Source organism: Streptomyces sp. NPDC007088, from assembly GCF_042869355.1.
In the GTDB taxonomy this organism is placed as follows: Bacteria; Actinomycetota; Actinomycetes; order Streptomycetales; family Streptomycetaceae; genus Streptomyces.
Map to the genome: position 1 here is coordinate 125446 of NZ_JBIAFO010000007.1, position 15309 is coordinate 140754.

Annotated in this window: 19 protein-coding genes; 13 read left to right on the plus strand and 6 right to left on the minus strand. The window is 72.7% G+C overall.

Annotated elements, in window-relative coordinates; translation table 11 throughout:
* Positions 1–55: 55 nt before the first annotated feature.
* Positions 56–481 carry an ATP-binding protein gene (locus tag ACFYMP_RS13510; RefSeq protein ID WP_388855467.1) on the minus strand — a complete coding sequence of 142 codons (426 nt, stop codon included), beginning with the start codon at positions 479–481 and terminating at the stop codon, positions 56–58.
* 306 nt (positions 482–787) lie between these two features.
* On the opposite strand from ACFYMP_RS13510, the gene ACFYMP_RS13515 reads away from it, so the two are divergent.
* From ACFYMP_RS13515 to ACFYMP_RS13535, 5 genes are all read left to right on the plus strand, one after another.
* Positions 788–1642 carry a helix-turn-helix domain-containing protein gene (locus ACFYMP_RS13515; protein WP_388855471.1) on the plus strand — a complete coding sequence of 285 codons (855 nt, stop codon included), beginning with the start codon at positions 788–790 and terminating at the stop codon, positions 1640–1642.
* A 20-nt stretch (positions 1643–1662) separates the two neighbouring features.
* A complete protein-coding gene (locus ACFYMP_RS13520; RefSeq protein ID WP_388855473.1) occupies positions 1663–1911 on the plus strand; it encodes a DUF397 domain-containing protein in 249 nt (82 codons plus the stop codon).
* A gap of 260 nt (positions 1912–2171) precedes the next feature.
* Positions 2172–2408, plus strand: coding sequence for a hypothetical protein (locus ACFYMP_RS13525; RefSeq protein WP_388855475.1), 237 nt, complete (start codon positions 2172–2174; stop codon positions 2406–2408).
* On the plus strand, positions 2405–2908 hold the full coding sequence (locus ACFYMP_RS13530; RefSeq protein ID WP_388855478.1) for a hypothetical protein: 504 nt from the start codon (positions 2405–2407) through the stop codon (positions 2906–2908). The genes ACFYMP_RS13525 and ACFYMP_RS13530 overlap by 4 nt, the downstream gene beginning before the upstream one ends.
* Positions 2909–3208: 300 nt before the next feature.
* Positions 3209–3412, plus strand: a complete 204-nt coding sequence (locus tag ACFYMP_RS13535; RefSeq protein ID WP_388855481.1) for a DUF397 domain-containing protein — start codon at positions 3209–3211, stop codon at positions 3410–3412.
* A 151-nt stretch (positions 3413–3563) separates the two neighbouring features.
* On the opposite strand, the gene ACFYMP_RS13540 is transcribed toward ACFYMP_RS13535, so the two are convergent.
* Complete coding sequence (locus ACFYMP_RS13540) at positions 3564–4814, minus strand: MFS transporter (RefSeq protein WP_388855484.1); 1251 nt, start codon at positions 4812–4814, stop codon at positions 3564–3566.
* A 483-nt stretch (positions 4815–5297) separates the two neighbouring features.
* Between ACFYMP_RS13540 and ACFYMP_RS13545 the strand changes: the two genes are divergently transcribed.
* Positions 5298–6341: a hypothetical protein gene (locus ACFYMP_RS13545; protein WP_388855487.1), complete on the plus strand. Its 1044-nt coding sequence runs from the start codon at positions 5298–5300 to the stop codon at positions 6339–6341.
* A gap of 25 nt (positions 6342–6366) precedes the next feature.
* On the opposite strand, the gene ACFYMP_RS13550 is transcribed toward ACFYMP_RS13545, so the two are convergent.
* Positions 6367–7653 carry a geranylgeranyl reductase family protein gene (locus ACFYMP_RS13550; protein WP_388855490.1) on the minus strand — a complete coding sequence of 429 codons (1287 nt, stop codon included), beginning with the start codon at positions 7651–7653 and terminating at the stop codon, positions 6367–6369.
* A gap of 98 nt (positions 7654–7751) precedes the next feature.
* Between ACFYMP_RS13550 and ACFYMP_RS13555 the strand changes: the two genes are divergently transcribed.
* Positions 7752–8312: a GNAT family N-acetyltransferase gene (locus tag ACFYMP_RS13555; protein ID WP_388855493.1), complete on the plus strand. Its 561-nt coding sequence runs from the start codon at positions 7752–7754 to the stop codon at positions 8310–8312.
* Positions 8313–8435: 123 nt separating this feature from the next.
* Positions 8436–8792 carry a PASTA domain-containing protein gene (locus tag ACFYMP_RS13560; RefSeq protein WP_388855496.1) on the plus strand — a complete coding sequence of 119 codons (357 nt, stop codon included), beginning with the start codon at positions 8436–8438 and terminating at the stop codon, positions 8790–8792.
* 67 nt (positions 8793–8859) lie between these two features.
* Here ACFYMP_RS13560 and ACFYMP_RS13565 read toward each other — a convergent pair whose 3' ends face one another.
* On the minus strand, positions 8860–9567 hold the full coding sequence (locus tag ACFYMP_RS13565) for a demethylmenaquinone methyltransferase (protein WP_388855499.1): 708 nt from the start codon (positions 9565–9567) through the stop codon (positions 8860–8862).
* A 192-nt stretch (positions 9568–9759) separates the two neighbouring features.
* On the opposite strand from ACFYMP_RS13565, the gene ACFYMP_RS13570 reads away from it, so the two are divergent.
* The 4 genes from ACFYMP_RS13570 to ACFYMP_RS13585 all read left to right on the plus strand — a co-directional run bounded on the left by ACFYMP_RS13570 (position 9760) and on the right by ACFYMP_RS13585 (position 12534).
* Complete coding sequence (locus ACFYMP_RS13570; RefSeq protein WP_388855502.1) at positions 9760–10773, plus strand: chitinase; 1014 nt, start codon at positions 9760–9762, stop codon at positions 10771–10773.
* A 325-nt stretch (positions 10774–11098) separates the two neighbouring features.
* Positions 11099–11266, plus strand: coding sequence for a hypothetical protein (locus ACFYMP_RS13575; RefSeq protein WP_388855505.1), 168 nt, complete (start codon positions 11099–11101; stop codon positions 11264–11266).
* Between the two features lie 384 nt (positions 11267–11650).
* Positions 11651–11899 carry a hypothetical protein gene (locus ACFYMP_RS13580; RefSeq protein ID WP_388855508.1) on the plus strand — a complete coding sequence of 83 codons (249 nt, stop codon included), beginning with the start codon at positions 11651–11653 and terminating at the stop codon, positions 11897–11899.
* Positions 11900–11910: 11 nt separating this feature from the next.
* Positions 11911–12534 carry a hypothetical protein gene (locus ACFYMP_RS13585; protein ID WP_388855511.1) on the plus strand — a complete coding sequence of 208 codons (624 nt, stop codon included), beginning with the start codon at positions 11911–11913 and terminating at the stop codon, positions 12532–12534.
* Here ACFYMP_RS13585 and ACFYMP_RS13590 read toward each other — a convergent pair.
* Positions 12464–12907: a hypothetical protein gene (locus ACFYMP_RS13590; RefSeq protein WP_388855514.1), complete on the minus strand. Its 444-nt coding sequence runs from the start codon at positions 12905–12907 to the stop codon at positions 12464–12466. The two genes, ACFYMP_RS13585 and ACFYMP_RS13590, sit on opposite strands and share 71 nt — an antisense overlap.
* Before the next feature lie 7 nt (positions 12908–12914).
* On the minus strand, positions 12915–14114 hold the full coding sequence (gene mqnC, locus ACFYMP_RS13595) for a cyclic dehypoxanthinyl futalosine synthase (RefSeq protein WP_388855518.1): 1200 nt from the start codon (positions 14112–14114) through the stop codon (positions 12915–12917).
* Positions 14115–14465: 351 nt separating this feature from the next.
* Here mqnC and ACFYMP_RS13600 point away from each other — a divergent pair, with 351 nt between their 5' ends.
* Positions 14466–15284, plus strand: a complete 819-nt coding sequence (locus tag ACFYMP_RS13600) for an SDR family NAD(P)-dependent oxidoreductase (protein ID WP_388855521.1) — start codon at positions 14466–14468, stop codon at positions 15282–15284.
* Positions 15285–15309: the final 25 nt, after the last annotated feature.

Genomic DNA, 15309 nt, shown 5'->3' on the forward strand with positions numbered 1-15309 from the left:
TCCGAGGCACGTGCCGTACCCAAGCATCCGAGGGCGGCCCCGGGGACGGCCGGCGTCAGCGGCTCTCCTCCGGTGTGGACCGAGCGCCCTCCAGCACGAACCACACCGTCTTCTCGTACGGCCGTCCGTCCCGCGAGTGCACGCGGCAGCCGGTGCGGTGAGCGAGCGCCCTCACGAGGGCCGGCCCCCGGCCGTGTTCCGCGTACGGCTGTCCCTCGCGCCGCGCGGGGAGCGCCGAGGGGGCGTCGTCCGTGACGGCGACGAGGACGCGGCCGCGCCGCACGGCGATGTACAGCCGGACCTGCCCGGCACCCGTGTGCCGGTACGCGTTGCTGACGATCTCGCTCAGGCACCCCCTGGCGTCCTCCACGAGGTCGTCGTGGGCGGCACGTCGCAGGACGGCCGCGAGGAAGTCGCGTAACAGGCGAGGAGCGGCAGAGTCGTTGGGAACCGACAGGCGATAGTCGGCCGGACCGGTCAACTCGCGGGCCGGGGGCCGCTCAAGGCCACCTGAGGGGTCTGCGTACGCAACAAGTCCATGGCGGGAGTTCCCTCTCCCCACGAGGGGCGTATGGAAGACGCGACGAAGCCGGTCGGTGCCCGAGGTCCAGCTGGCGCGACCGCAAGAGAGTTGCAAACGGGTGCACTTCTGACTGAAGGGCGCGCACGGACACTGATAGTAGGGAAATCCTTACCCCGGAGCAAGTCGACCACTGATCAGCTAGGTCACGAGTGGACCTTGTCCTGATCTGACGGCACACTCAGAGATCCCGAGAGAAAGAGACCCATGCCGCCCAGGGACAACCCGACCGCACGTCAGGCCCGCCTCGGTGCCGAGCTGCGCAAGCTGCGGCAGGCCGCCGGAAAGACCGCGCGCGAGGCCGGCGGCCTCCTCTCGGTCGATCAGGCGAAGATCAGCAACATCGAGTCCGGCCGCATCGGGGTCAGCGAGGAGCGCATCCGGAGGCTGTGCACCTTCTATCAGTGCGACCACCCGGCCCTGGTCGAGGCCCTGTGCGCGATCTCCCGTGAACACCGTGGCCAGTTCTGGTTCGACGAGTACCGGGGCATCCTCCATAGAGGCTTTCTCGACATCGCCGAGATGGAGTACCACGCCACTGAACTGCGCTCCGTGCAGGGCCTCACGGTGCCGGGGATCTCGCAGACCGAGAACTACATGCGAGCCATCTACACCTCGCTGTTCCCGCCGCTGCCGCCCGAGGAGACCGAGGCCCGGATCAAGTTCCGTCTGCGGCGCGCCGAGGTCATCAACTCCGAGCGGCGGACGCCCTGCCTCATGCTCATCCACGAAGCCGCTCTGCGCATGCGCTTCGGCGGCCGGGAGGTGACGCGGGAGCAGCTCCACCACCTCATTGAGTTCGGCCAACTACCCAATGTGACGCTGCGGGTCCTCCCGTTCACCATCACCGAGTTCATCGAGGCCACCCAGCCCACCCTGCTGGCCAAAGGCCCCATCCCCGAGTTGGACACCGTCGAGATCGACACCTCTTTCGGGGGAACCTTCCTGGACAGCGCGATAGACCTCAAGCGCTATCGCACCCTGATCGACTCCGCGGAGAGACTTTCGCTGGATCCCGACGAGTCGCAGCACCTCATCCACCACATCGCACGCGAACTGTGAGAGACGGAACCATGGACCCAGTGAGCGAGTGGCAGAAGTCCTCATTCTCCGGCGGCAACGCGCTGAACTGCATCGAGGTGGGGGCCACCGCCACGGGCGGCATCGCCTTGCGGGAGAGTGAGGAGCCCGGCGTCGTCGTGACCACCACTCCGGACAATCTCCGGGCTTTTATCAAGGGTGTGAAGGCCGGGGAGTTCGATCGCTTTCTGAGCCAGGACGCGAACATCCCCGCAAGGACACCCGCTCCGCGAGCCGCGCCCGGCCATTGACTCACGTACCCCACCCGGTAGAAGTATGTTCCGGGTAATACTTGCTACATCACCGGGTGTCCCAGTATCGTCGCCCTACGTGGCCAACCGGCATACGTCATCTGCGATGGCTCAGGCAGGACGCGACCATGGTTGTTGCACAGCACCTCCAGCACGGATACCGAGTGGAAGCGGCACACACCTTTCCGGCGGGCCATGTACACGTCCCTCAACTACGAGAGTTACGTATCCTTCCCTCCCCCCGGGAAGCCCTCCGCCTCGTGCGGCGCCAGGTGCGGGACAACAAGCTGTTCGTCCTCAACGAGCGGGAGTTGGGCCGGGCCCACCGCGCCCTGGACCGAGGCGGCACCGTCCCCGCGCTCGCCGCTCTCCTGCGGGGTGAGCCCTGCGGGTTCTCCGTCCGGCTGGACGACGGGACACGGGCCGAGTGGCGGGTGCGGCCCGTGCGGGTGCTCGTCCTGGGGTGCCCGGCCGGACCCGGGCCAGGTGGCCCGTGAACGGGCCGGACGGTCAGGTCGGCCAGGGCTGCGATGTCCGCCCGTGCGACGTGGCCGGTCTCGGCGCCTGGGCCTGGGTCACCTTCACCGCGCGCGGGCCCGTCCCGCATCTCCTCCTCGCCCCGCATCCCACCCACGAGACCACCCATCAACTCGATCTTCGCATGCGGCTGTTGTGCCACCGGATCGGGCTCGGCCCGCTGCTCGACGGCCGGCCGTCCCCCGTCCCGCTTCCCGACTGTCGCGTCTCCCTCGGCACCGGGCCCACCCCGGAGGCCGTCCTCCGCCTCGGGAACGGCGACGCCCCCGTCCCGCTCTCCGTCGGCTCCACCTGGGTCGCCTGCGCACGCACCGGCGCGCCCGTTCTCGTACTCGCCGGACTCGACGCCCTCCCGGCCACCGCCGGGCAGCGGCGCGTCGACCGCTACGTCGCCGCACGCGGGCCGTGCGGGCGGCTGCGCGGCGGACTGGCCCGCGCCGGAGTCCCGGAGGGCGTCTGAACGCGGGGCGAGTGCCGCATCACACCCCGTCGACGCGCCGTCCCAGCCGTCTCCGCCGTGCGGCATGTGACGCCCGGATCAGCGGGTCCGCGCACTTCGCGGCGTACGCGGGCGCACCGATCCTGGAGCGGGACACCGTTCAGCCGGGCAGCGCCTTCGACGGCGTATCTTCCGACGCGGAAGCTCAGTTGACCAGAGGGCGGGAGCTGTTTGCCCCACCAGTGGGGCCCATCTCGCCGCGCACGACCGAGATCCCGCACGCATGCGCAACTTCCGCTCAGAAAGGTTGAGTTCGCCGATATGACCGAGTCCATCGCTTGGCAGAAATCCTCGTTCTCCGGAGCCGACAACAATCAGAACTGCGTGGAGTTGGCGGAGGTGAACGGAGAGATCAGGCTGCGCGAGAGCGACGCCCCCGAGATCGTCGTCACCACCTCACGCGCCAACCTCGCCGCGTTCCTCAAGGGAGTGAAGGCGGGAGAGTTCGACCACCTGGCCGACTGATCACCACCAGCGACCCTCATCTGACGAGCGCCCCGCCCAGTCGGAAGGCGCTCACTTCCGCACTGCGGACTGGCCCGCGCCCCGGAGTCCCGGAGGGCGTCTGAGCGGGACCGCCCGTCCTCGTCGGACACCAACCCGATCAGGACGGCCGTCAGCCCGACTTGGCACCCCCCGCGAGCGCGTGCCGTCCGCCCCACGTCCCCACCGCCGTCGCGGCCAGCGCCAGCACCGGGACGGTGAAGCCCGCCCGGGTGCCGCCGGGGCCGTCGACGAGGCGGCCCACCACGGCTGCCGAGACGGCGACGCCCGCCGCGCTCGCGGAGTTCGTCCAGGTGAACGCCTGGGTCAGGACCCGCCGGTCCACCACCGACTCGACCAGCGTCGAGGAGACGATGAGGCACGGAGCCACGCCCGCCCCCTGGAGCAGGAGGGCGAGGCCGAGTTGCCAGGGGGACCGCGCCAGGAGCGGCAGCAGTGACGCGCAGGCCAGGAAGGCCACGATCAGAGGGAGTTGAGCGGCCGGAGCAGTACCGCCCCTGAGTCGTCCGTAAGCCAGACCGGCCAGCAGGCTGGTCACGCTCATCAGTCCGTACAGGAGTCCGGCCGCCGAGGCGGCGTGGCGGGCGGCGGCGAAGGCGCTCACCGAGACCTGCGTCGCGCCGAAGAAGACGCCCAGGGACAGGTTGACGGCCAGCAGGGTGATGAACTCCGGTGCCAGAAAGGCTCTTTGGCCCCGGGCGCTCGTGGGGGCATTTCCGGCGGGCCTCCCCGCCGGTGCCGGGGCCGTACGCCGCAGCCTCGCGAAGACCAGCCCCCCGCCCACGACGAGCACGCCCGCCAGCCCCGTACCGGCGGCCGGGTGGACCCTGGTCGCCGCCAGCACCGCGAGGGCCGGGCCGAGGAGGAAGGCGGCCTCGTTGCTGAACGTTTCGAGGGCGAGGGCCGGGGTGAGTCCGGGCCTGCCGTGCAGCAGGGCCGACCAGCGGGCCGCCGAGAGGGCGCCGATCTGCGGGACGGTCGCCCCGGCCGCGAGCCCGGCCGCCGTCAGCCACGGCACGGGCGCCGCCGTCAGGGCCAACGCGACCAGGGCGGCGACGGCCACGGCGTGCGCGCACAGCAGGGGCACGAGGACGCGTGGCTGTCCGAAGCGGTCCACGAGGCGGGCCGTCCGCGGGCCCGCCAGGGTCTCCGCCACGGCGAAGGAGCCGGTGACCAGGCCGGCCGTCCCGAAGGACCCGGTCCCGGCACGGACCAGCCAGACGATGCCGAGTCCGGCCATGGCCACCCCGAGCCGGGCGGGGGCGGCGGCCAGGAAGAAGGCCAAGGCGCCCGGGGTGCGCAGAGCCGAACGGTAGGAGACGGTGCCCGCGCCGCCCGGCCCGGCACCCTCGCCCCCTGACACGGGGCGACGGGCTTCGGGTGCGGTACGACGGAACCGGTGCCGCGCTGTCACGGCGGGGGCCTTCCGCTGCGCGGTGGGACGGGCCGGGAGAGCGGGGCCCCTCGTGGGCGCCGTCCCCCGCCGCCAGGAGTCGTCCGGGTGACGCGGGCACGGGCGGGACCCGGAGTCCGTCCTCGTCGGCGTCGGCTCCAGCGCCGGCAGAGAGTTGAGGGCCGAGACCGGGGAACCGGGCTCAGCACGTCGGTCAGGAGGGTGACCTTAGCGGCGACGGCGGGCTGGGGGAAGACGGCGTCTCCCCGGGGACGACCGGCACCCTGCCGGCGGGAGCCCCCGACGAACGTTAATATCGAACAAGCGGACGACGGAACGGCTACAGCTACAGCTGAAGAGCTGTCTCCCGTGTCCCCGTCCCCACGCCAAGGAAGACACCGGGACGCTCGATCCCGGTGACGGAGAATCCAGTTCGCGCCTTCGGGAGCCGGTATGCGCTTCACCACCCCGCCACGGCCGGTCGACCCGGTCACGCTCGTTCCCCAACTGGCCCCGCTGGCGCGGACGGCGACCCGGCTGCATCCCCGGCCCGGGGCGCCGTCCGTACGTGACAGCTCCGTCGGCGGGCCGCTGTTGTGGCCCGCCGACGAGCCGTGGCCGTACTGCGCGGGGCCGCACGACGAGAAGGCGGCCGAGGGCAGGCCGCTCTCCCCGGACGACGTACGGCTCCTGCGCCGTGACCGGGCGGCGGCGGACGAACGGCGGCTGCGTGATCCGGGGGCACCCGTGTGGACGCCCGAGGAGGAGGAGACCGCGAGGCGGATACGGAAGGGCCGCCCGTGGTCCGACGGCCCGGTCGCCATGGTGCCCGTGGCCCAGCTCTACGCCGAGGACGTCGCTCTCCCCGTCCGCCCTGCCGGAGCCGACCTCCTCCAGGTCCTGTGGTGCCCCTACGGCCACGGGGTGTCGGAGCCCCGGACCGCCCTCTTCTGGCGCTCGTCCGCCACCGTCACCGACGTCCTCGACGCCCCGCCCGAGCCGCCCGTGATCGAGCTCGACGCCTACCTGCCGCGTCCCTGCGTGCTCGCGCCGGAGCGGGTCACCGAGTACCCGAGCCCCATGGAGCTGAGCGAGGAGCTGCGGGACCGGCTGGACGACGAGAGCCTGTGGGAGGCGGCCGGGGCGGACTGGGACAACGGCGAGTCGGAGGACCCCCAGGACTTCTACTTCCGCAACCTGAGCACCGCCCCCGGCTGGAAGGCCGGCGGCTGGACCTGCTGGAGCCTCACCGACCCCGAGCCCCGCGACTGTCCCGCGTGCGGCACCGAGGAGATCCCGCTCCTCACCCTCGCCAGCTCGGAGTGGGACATCGGCAGCGAGAGCTGGCGGCCCGAAGGGGAACCCGCCGGCCCGGCCCCGCGTGTCCCGCGTGACCGGACGACACCCACCCTCATCGACATCAGAGGCAACTACAACCTCCAGCTCCACGTCTGCCCGGCCGCCCCGGACCATCCCCACGTCCAGATGATGGAGTGAGCCACGGCCGGCACGGCGGCGGACCTCAGGCCTTCGGCGCGACCTTGCTCAGCCCGTTGATGACGCGGTCCATCGCGTCGCCGTGGGTCGGGTCGGTCAGGTTCGCGAGCAGCTTCAGGGTGAACTTCATCAGGACCGGGTGGGTGAGGCCCCGTTCCGTCGCGAGCTTCATGATCTTCGGGTTGCCGATGAGCTTCACGAAGGCGCGGCCCAGCGTGTAGTAGCCGCCGAAGGTGTCCTTGAGGACCTTCGGGTAGCGCTGGAGGGTCAACTCGCGCTGGGCGGGGGTGCGGCGGCCGTGCGCCTGGACGATGACGTCGGCGGCGATCTGCCCGGACTCCATGGCGTACGCGATGCCCTCGCCGTTGAACGGGTTCACGAGGCCGCCCGCGTCACCGACCAGGAGCAGGCCCTTGGTGTAGTGCGGCTGGCGGTTGAAGGCCATCGGGAGGGCCGCGCCACGGATCGGCATCGTCATGTTCTCGGGGGTGTAGCCCCAGTCCTCCGGCATCGAGGCGCACCACGCCTTGAGTACCTCGCGCCAGTCCAGTTCCTTGAAGGAGGAGGAGGTGTTGAGGACGCCGAGGCCCACGTTGGACGTGCCGTCGCCCATGCCGAAGATCCAGCCGTAGCCGGGCAGCAGGCGGTCCTCGCCGGGGCCGCGCCGGTCCCACAGCTCCAGCCAGGACTCCAGGTAGTCGTCGTCGTGGCGCGGGGAGGTGAAGTACGTGCGCACCGCGACGCCCATCGGGCGGTCCTCGCGGCGGTGCAGGCCCATGTTGAGGGACAGCCGCGTCGAGTTGCCGTCGGCGGCGACGACGAGCGGGGCGTGGAAGGTGACCTCGGTCTTCTCCTCGCCGAGCTTCGCGTTGACCCCGGTGATGTGGCCGGTACGGGGGTCGGTGATCGCCGTACCGACGTTGCAGCGCTCGTACAGGCGGGCGCCCGCCTTCTGCGCCTGGCGGGCCAGTTGCTCGTCGAAGTCGTCGCGCTTGCGGACGAGTCCGTAGTCCGGGTAGGAGGCGAGTTCCGGCCAGTCCAGCTGGAGCCGGTTGCCGCCCGCGATGATGCGCAGGCCCTTGTTGCGCAGCCAGCCGGCCTCCTCGGAGATGTCGATCCCCATGGAGATGAGCTGTTTCGTGGCGCGCGGGGTGAGGCCGTCGCCGCACACCTTCTCGCGGGGGAACGCGGTCTTCTCCAGGAGCAGGACGTCGAGTCCCGCCTTCGCGAGGTAGTACGCGGTGGTGGAACCGGCGGGTCCGGCCCCGACCACGATCACGTCTGCGCTGCGTTCGGACAGGGCCTCGGCCACGACTTGTCTCCCGACGACTTGAAATCACGTGCCGAGCGGCACCGGACATGGGCAGTCTATTCAGGCGCCTCGTCCCACGAACCGAAGGGCTGCCCGGAATGACCCTCTCCTTCCCCGCCCCGCCGTCCCCGCGTCCTGACCAGGAGCCGGGCACCCGTCCCGCGCCCGTCGTGGGGCTGCGGGTGCCGACCGAGGAGGACGCGCACGTGTGGCACGCCCTCTTCGCCGACCCCGAGGTCATGCGCTTCCACGGCGGGCGCCCCGCCGAGCTGTCCGTCTACCAGGAGCTGACCGCGCGTCAGCGCAGACACGACGCCGAACTCGGCTACTGCTTCTGGACCGTCCTCGACGCGGAGGGGCGCGCCCTCGGCTTCACGGGCGCCCAGCCGTGGGCGCACCAGGACTTCGGCCCGGTGGGCGGCGTCGAGATCGGCTGGCGCCTCGCGCGTCCCGCGTGGGGGCGGGGTCATGCGACGGCCGCCGCGCGGATCACCCTGGAGCGGCTGCGGGCGGCCGGGGTGCCGGTGGTCCACGCCGTGCTCAAGAGCGAGAACCTGCGCTCGGCTCAGGTGGCCCGGCGCCTGGGCATGACCCTCGCCGAGGAGTTCGTACTGCCCCGTACGGGGGAGGCGGGGCAGCGCTTCGAGCTGCTTCTCTGACCCGGCCCGGTCATCGGCAGGGGTGCGGGGGCCCGGCCGGGGAACGCTCCCTTCACCAGTCCCCACCCGGGACACCGGTCACGGCCGGTGTCCCCGGTACCACCCGCGTCCCTGGGAGTGATCATGACGGCGGAGATTCCCGATGCGCCGGAGACCGTCCTCGTGCCGAGGCTCGTCGGACTGATGAGCCTGGACGCCGTGGAGCAGTCCCAGTCCCGCGGCCTCGTGACGGAGACCCCGGACCGGCCCGAGGCCCCGGACCCGGTCGCCTACGTCGTACGGCAGTACCCGGCGCCGGACACGGTCGTGCTCAAGGGCTCCGTCGTCACCGTGTGGTTCGACGCCGGGCCCGGCGAGGACGGGGGCGGTTCCGGCGTGCGCGAACCGCTGCGGCCCGAGCCGGGCAGCGGCGGGATGCTCCGCGAGGCGAACGAGCCGGACGAGGACGGCGGGACGGAGGAGCCCGCCGTCCTGAGCTGAGCCGGGCCGGACGGCGCCGTCCCGCGCGGGGCCGCGCCGAGGGGCTGACGCTGACGCGCCCTCGGCGTCAGCGCTCGGCCGCCGGCTTGAAACCCCGGTGCAGGGCCACGATGCCGCCCGTCAGGTTGCGCCACGCGACCTTCGACCAGCCCGCGTCCTGGAGCAGGGAGGCCAGGGCGGGCTGGTCGGGCCAGGCGCGGATGGACTCGGCGAGGTACACGTAGGCGTCCGGGTTGGAGGACACCGAGCGGGCCACCGGCGGCAGCGCCCGCATCAGGTACTCGCTGTAGACGGTGCGCAGCGGGCCGAACACCGGCTGCGAGAACTCGCAGATGACGACGCGTCCGCCGGGCCGGGTCACGCGGTACAGCTCGCGCAGCGCGGCCCGGGTGTCCTGGACGTTGCGCAGGCCGAAGGAGATGGTGACCGCGTCGAAGGTGTCGTCCTTGAACGGCAGCCGCGTCGCGTCCCCGGCCGTGAACGGCATCCACGGGTGGCGGCCCTTGCCGACCCTCAGCATGCCGAGCGAGAAGTCGCAGGGCACGACGTAGGCGCCGGTGCGGGAGAAGGGCAGCGAGGAGGTCGCGGTGCCCGCCGCGAGGTCCAGGACCTTCTGCGCGGGGCGCGCGTCGACCGCCTTCGCGACCTCCTTGCGCCACAGGCGGGCCTGCCCGAACGACAGCACGTCATTGGTGAGGTCGTACCGTTCCGCGACGCCGTCGAACATGGAGGCGACTTCTTGCGGCTGCTTGTCCAGGGATGCGCGTGTCGTCACCCGGTCATTGTGGCAGGCGCCCGCCGCCGCCCGGCCCGGGGGCGGCCCGGCGGCGGTCTTCCCGGCCGGGCGGCGGGCCGGATTCCCGGAAGCCGCCCCGCCGCGCGGCGCGGCATGGGACATTCGTGACGTACAGCCCGAAGGGCCCCCGGCCAGTCCGCGCGGCCCGTCCCGCCGAGAGCGAGTCCGCCCGTGCGCCGCCCCTCCCCGCCCGCCCCGCGCCGCGTCCTCGTGGCCGCTCTCCTCGCCGCCCTGACCACCGCCTGCGCGCCCCCGGGGCGGGAGGCCGCACGGGACAGGACCGACGACACGCCCCGGCACCGGGGCGTGGACTGGGCGCCCTACGTCAGCGCCGAGGAGCCGGGCCCGCTGGACGGGACGGCGGACCCCTCCACGTACAACCTGGCCTTCGCGGTGGCCGACGGGGCGGACTGCGTCCCGGTGTGGGGCGGTACGGAACCGGTGGACGATCCGGCGGTACGGGCGCGGATCGCGAAGCTGCGCGCCGGGGCGGACGTCCGCGTCTCCTTCGGCGGGCAGGCCGGGAGCGAACCGGCCCGCGTGTGCGAGGACGCCCCGTCGCTGGCCGCCGCCTACACCCGGGCACTGCGCGCGGCCGGGACCCGCCTCGCGGACTTCGACGTGGAGGGCGGCGCGCTGCGGGACCGGGCGGCGAACGCGCGCCGGAACGAGGCGGTCGCCGGGCTCCAGGAGAAGGGGACGCTCGGCGCGGTCACCTACACCCTGCCCGTCATGCCGGAGGGCCTCGACGCGGACGCCCTCGCGCTCCTGCGCGGCGCGCACGAGAACGGCGTCCGGGTGACGGCCGTGAACCTCATGGTGATGAGCTACGGGGAGGCGTACACCGAGCGGTCCATGGCCGAGTACGCCGAGCGCGCCGCACGCTCGGCGCAACGACAACTGCGGGCCGCGCTGGACCTGTCGTCCACGGCCGCGTGGCGGACGCTGCGGCTCACGCCGATGCCGGGCGTCAACGACGTCACGACGGAGACCTTCACCCTCGCCGACGCCCGCCGCCTGCGCGCCTTCGCCGTACACAACGGCCTCGGCGGCCTGTCGATGTGGGCCTCCTTCCGCGACCGCCCGTGCCCCGGACCGGTCGTCCGCGAGGAGGCGCGGGAGCGGTGCTCCGGCGTCGCCCAAAAACCGGGGGACTTCGCACGGGCGCTGGCGGGACACCGGTAGCGCCCGGCGGGGCGGACATCGGCCGGGCCATCCCGCGCGGAGACCTTCCGCGCGCCAGGACGTACCGCTCCCGTGCGGATTCGCGCGCCCGTGCGTCCGCGCTCCCGCGCTGTTGTCGTCGCCCCTTCCGGCGCCGCACCCGTGCGCCGGACATCCGACGACGACCGCCAGGGGGAGGCACGCAGCGGGCATGAGTGATCCACGCCTGTACGGAACGGTCCTCGTGGAACCGCGCGTGATCTCCTCCGCGGTGAGCGGTCCTACGGACGCGCCGTGGCGCCCCCCGGGGGGCACCGGTGACACAGCCGTCGGCGCGGGCTGACTTATGGAGACGACAGACGGGTTCGGCGGTCGCCGACGCTGTGGCGTCCCGCGCATCGGCACGCACGCGCACGATGCCGTGCGGACGACCGGCCGGAGCGGCGAGGAGTCGAGCCGTCCGGCCAGGGAACTCCCGTCGGCCGAGCCGGAGTCGAAGAAGAAGGGCGAGTGACATGGCGCGTCGGCCTGCTTTTCCCCGCATCGGCTGGGACCCGACGCCCGGGGACGTGGCCGACACCCGGGAGCCGGCCAGGAAACTGGGCGGGCTGGCGAGTGAACTGGCCTCGCGCATAAGCAACTTGGAGCGAATCGAATGCGGCGCCTGGAAGGGCGGGACCGCTCTCGCCTTCACCGAGTACCTAGGACAGGACGTCTGGCACCGGCCCGGGAACTGTGGGATCTGCCCAGGGAGAGTGTGGCGGGAGCCGAACGCATGACCTTTTCCGAAGGGGGGGGCCGACGTCCGGGTCCGGTTCGCGGACGGCTCCTGGACGCACTGGAAGACCGGCGACGCCGGCAAGTTCGTGAGCCGGCTCACCGCTGAGGACGCGGGCCGGTGAGCGATCTCGAACGGCTGATCGATGAGCGCGTGGCCCGCACCGTACCGCCGGTGGAATTCGTCGTGCCGGACGGGCTCCATGCCCTTCCGGTGCACGCGTCGGCGGAGGAACGCGCCGAGGCCGCCGCCGAGTTACCGGGGGGCCTCGCGCGGGCGACGGCGGGTGGGGCCTCGCCGTGCCGCGGGCTCGCGCCGTGGCGTTCAGCTGTCTTCGAGGGGTACCCGGTTCCCCACAACCCGTCCTGAAAGTGGGGGAGATGGCAGAGAAGTCGAGGACGTCGTGGCTGTCCGGGCCGGTGGCGGGGGCGGTGCTGGCCTTCGTTCTGGTCCTGGCCCTCCGGCTGTTCATGGGCAGCAATGTCTACGAGGCGGCTTTCAACGCGCTGTGGCTCGCGGGCGTCGGTTACGCGGTCACGCACTTGCGGTGGCGCTCCGACGCCAAGCGGTTGGGCACCACGAGCGAGCGGGTGCGGGCGGCCGACGGGTACATCCGCAGGACCGAGGTGCCGGGTGACCCGGAGGAGCGCCGCGTGGTCGCGGCCGTCGTGGCCCGGCGCGTGGAGCAGTTGGGCGGGCGGCGCGCGTGGGCGGCCCTGGTCTTCCTCGTCGTGCTGTTCGCCGGGGTCACCGTGCTGGGCCTGGTGTCCGGGGACATGTCCCTCGTGGCCGTCATGGTGGTCGCGACCGTGGGCATGGCGGTGCTGGTGCTGTTCACCCGCCGCCGTACCGCGCGCAGGCTCGGCGAGATGGAGCGGCGGCTGGGCGAGGCGGCCGGCGGCCGGGACGAGGAGCGAGGGGCGGGCGGGCGGTTCAGCGCCTCCGGTGGACCAGTCGCCCCGCGCACACCGTCGCCACGCACTCCGGACCGTCCAGCACGCTGAAGTCGGCCCGCGCCCCCACGGTGAGCGGCGTCCGGACGGCGCTCGCCACGAGGCGTACGTCGGCGCGGGCGGCGGCGGAGCGCAGCGCCGGGTCCGCGCCGACGCGGTCGGCGAGGACCGCGGTCGCGCCGGTCTTGAGCAGCGCGTGGACGATTTCGCGCGGGCTCGGCGCCACGGGCAGCGGGCCCGTGTGGACGCGGGCCGGGCCGAGCAGGCCGGGCCACTCCCGTACCCGCGCGGCGGGATGCAGGGCGCGGGCCCCGGCGAGCGGGCCGATGTGGACGATCCGGTCGCCGGACACGGCGACGGCGCCCCGGTCGATCAGGGCGCCGTCGCCGGTGGCCACGCGGGCCGCCGTGTGCAGGGTGAGCACGGCCCGCTCAGGTGGTGGGCAGGAGCTTCAGCTCCGGGTGCGCGGTGCCGCCCGCGATGGCGGTCGAGGAGATGTGGGAGGCGACGCGGTCGTCGACCGGGTCGTTCGCCGGGTCCTCGTGGACCACGATGTGCTCGTACGTCGTGGTGCGCTGCGCGGGCACGCGGTCGGCGGTGCGGATCAGGTCGATCAGCTCCTGCCGGTTGGAGCGGTGCTTGGCCCCCGCCGAGGAGACGACGTTCTCCTCCAGCATGACCGAGCCGAGGTCGTCGGCGCCGTAGTGCAGGGAGAGCTGGCCGATCTCCTTGCCGGTGGTGAGCCAGGAACCCTGGATGTGGTTGACGTTGTCGAGGTAGATGCGGGCGATGGCGATCATCCGCAGGTACTCGAACATGGTGGCCTGGGTCTTGCCCTTGAGGTGGTTGTTCTCGGCCTGGTAGGTGTACGGGATGAAGGCGCGGAAGCCGCCCGTACGGTCCTGGACGTCCCGGATCATGCGCAGGTGCTCGATGCGTTCGGCGTTGGTCTCGCCGGTGCCCATGAGCATCGTGACGGTCGACTCGACGCCCAGGTTGTGGGCGGTCTCCATGATCTCCAGCCAGCGCTCGCCGGACTCCTTGAGCGGGGCGATCGCCTTGCGGGGGCGGGCCGGGAGGAGTTCCGCCCCGGCGCCCGCGAAGGAGTCGAGACCGGCGGCGTGGATGCGGCGGATGGCCTCCTCGGCGCCGACCCCGGAGATCTTCGCCATGTGGGCGATCTCGGAGGCGCCCAGGGAGTGGATGACGAGCTGCGGGAACGCCTTCTTGATCGCGGCGAAGTGTTCCTCGTAGTACTCGACGCCGTAGTCGGGGTGGTGCCCGCCCTGGAACATGATCTGCGTGCCGCCCAGTTCGACGGTCTCCGCGCAGCGGCGCAGGATGTCGTCGAGGTCGCGGCTCCAGCCCTTCGCGGTGTCCTTGGGGGCCGCGTAGAAGGCGCAGAACTTGCACGCCGTGACGCACACGTTGGTGTAGTTGATGTTCCGCTCGATGATGTACGTCGCGATGTGCTCGGTACCGGCGTACCGGCGGCGGCGGATCGCGTCGGCGGTGGAGCCGAGGGCGTGCAGCGGCGCGAAGCGGTAGAGGTCCAGCGCTTCCTCGGCGGTGATCCGGCCGCCCGCGGCGGCACGGTCCAGGACGGACTGAAGGCCGGTCTGCTCGGTCACCGGGCTGTCACCTTTTCCCTACGGGTTCGGGGCGGTCGCTTCCTCGTCTCACCGGGCCCGCCGTGTTCCGGCGTGCGCCACAAGACCGATTCAGCCTACGCCAGCCCCGTGGGGCCGCCGGGCGGGGGCACGAAACGGGCAGTCCGGGCCCGGTCGCGCGCCGGCCGGTCCGCGGGCACGGCCCCGGACGCGTGGGCCGCGGGCCCCCGGTCCGGCGTTCCTGGACTTGCCGGTCCATTTCTCCCGGAGCACCTTGGGTCTCACGGGCGGCGGCCGTCCCGGCCGCCGGACCGCGCGGGACCTCTCGTACGGGCGCGTCCCGCCCCCCCCTGGAGCACGGAAGGACCTCCCATGGACATGCACCTCGGCGGCAGGCGGGCGCTGGTCACCGGATCGAGCGGGGGCCTGGGCGAGGAGATCGTCCGGCACCTCGCGGCGGAGGGCGCCGCCGTGGTCGTCCACGGCCGCGACGAGGCGCGGACGAACGCGGTGGCCGAGGCGGTCAGGAAGGACGGCGGCCGGGCCGACGTGGCCCTGGGCGACCTCGGTACGGACGAGGGCGCCGACGCGGTGGCCGCCGCGGCACTGGCCGCGGGCCCGGTGGACGTCCTCGTCAACAACGTCGGCGTCTACGACCCCTCGGCCGGCTGGGAGTCCGCCACCGCCGCGCAGTGGGCCGGCTTCTACAACGTCAACGTGATCTCCGCGGTCCGCATGGTCCAGCGCCTGGTGCCCGGGATGCGCGAGCGCGGCTGGGGACGCGTGATCCAGATCAGCAGCGTCGGCGGGCACCGGCCCGAACGCATCCAGCCGCACTACGCCGCCTCGAACGCGGCGCGCGACAACCTGGCCGTCTCCCTGGCCCACGAGCTGAGGGGGACGGGCGTGACCTCCAACGCGGTCGCGCCGAACGGAATCCTCACCCCGGAACTCACCGGCACGCTGACCGAGCTGGGGCGCGGCAGGGGCTGGGGCGAGACCTGGGAGGAGATCGAGCCGAATCTGGTCGCGAACCTCGCGCCCAACGACACCGGCCGCCTCGGCCGTCCCGCCGACTACGCGCGGGTCGTGACCTTCCTGGCGGGCACCGCGTCGGCGTACATCAACGGCACGACGCTGCACGTGGACGGCGGCGCGTACGACGTGGTGGGGGAGGCCTACGAGCTGTGAGCGGCGCCTGAAGGGGCGGCCCGGG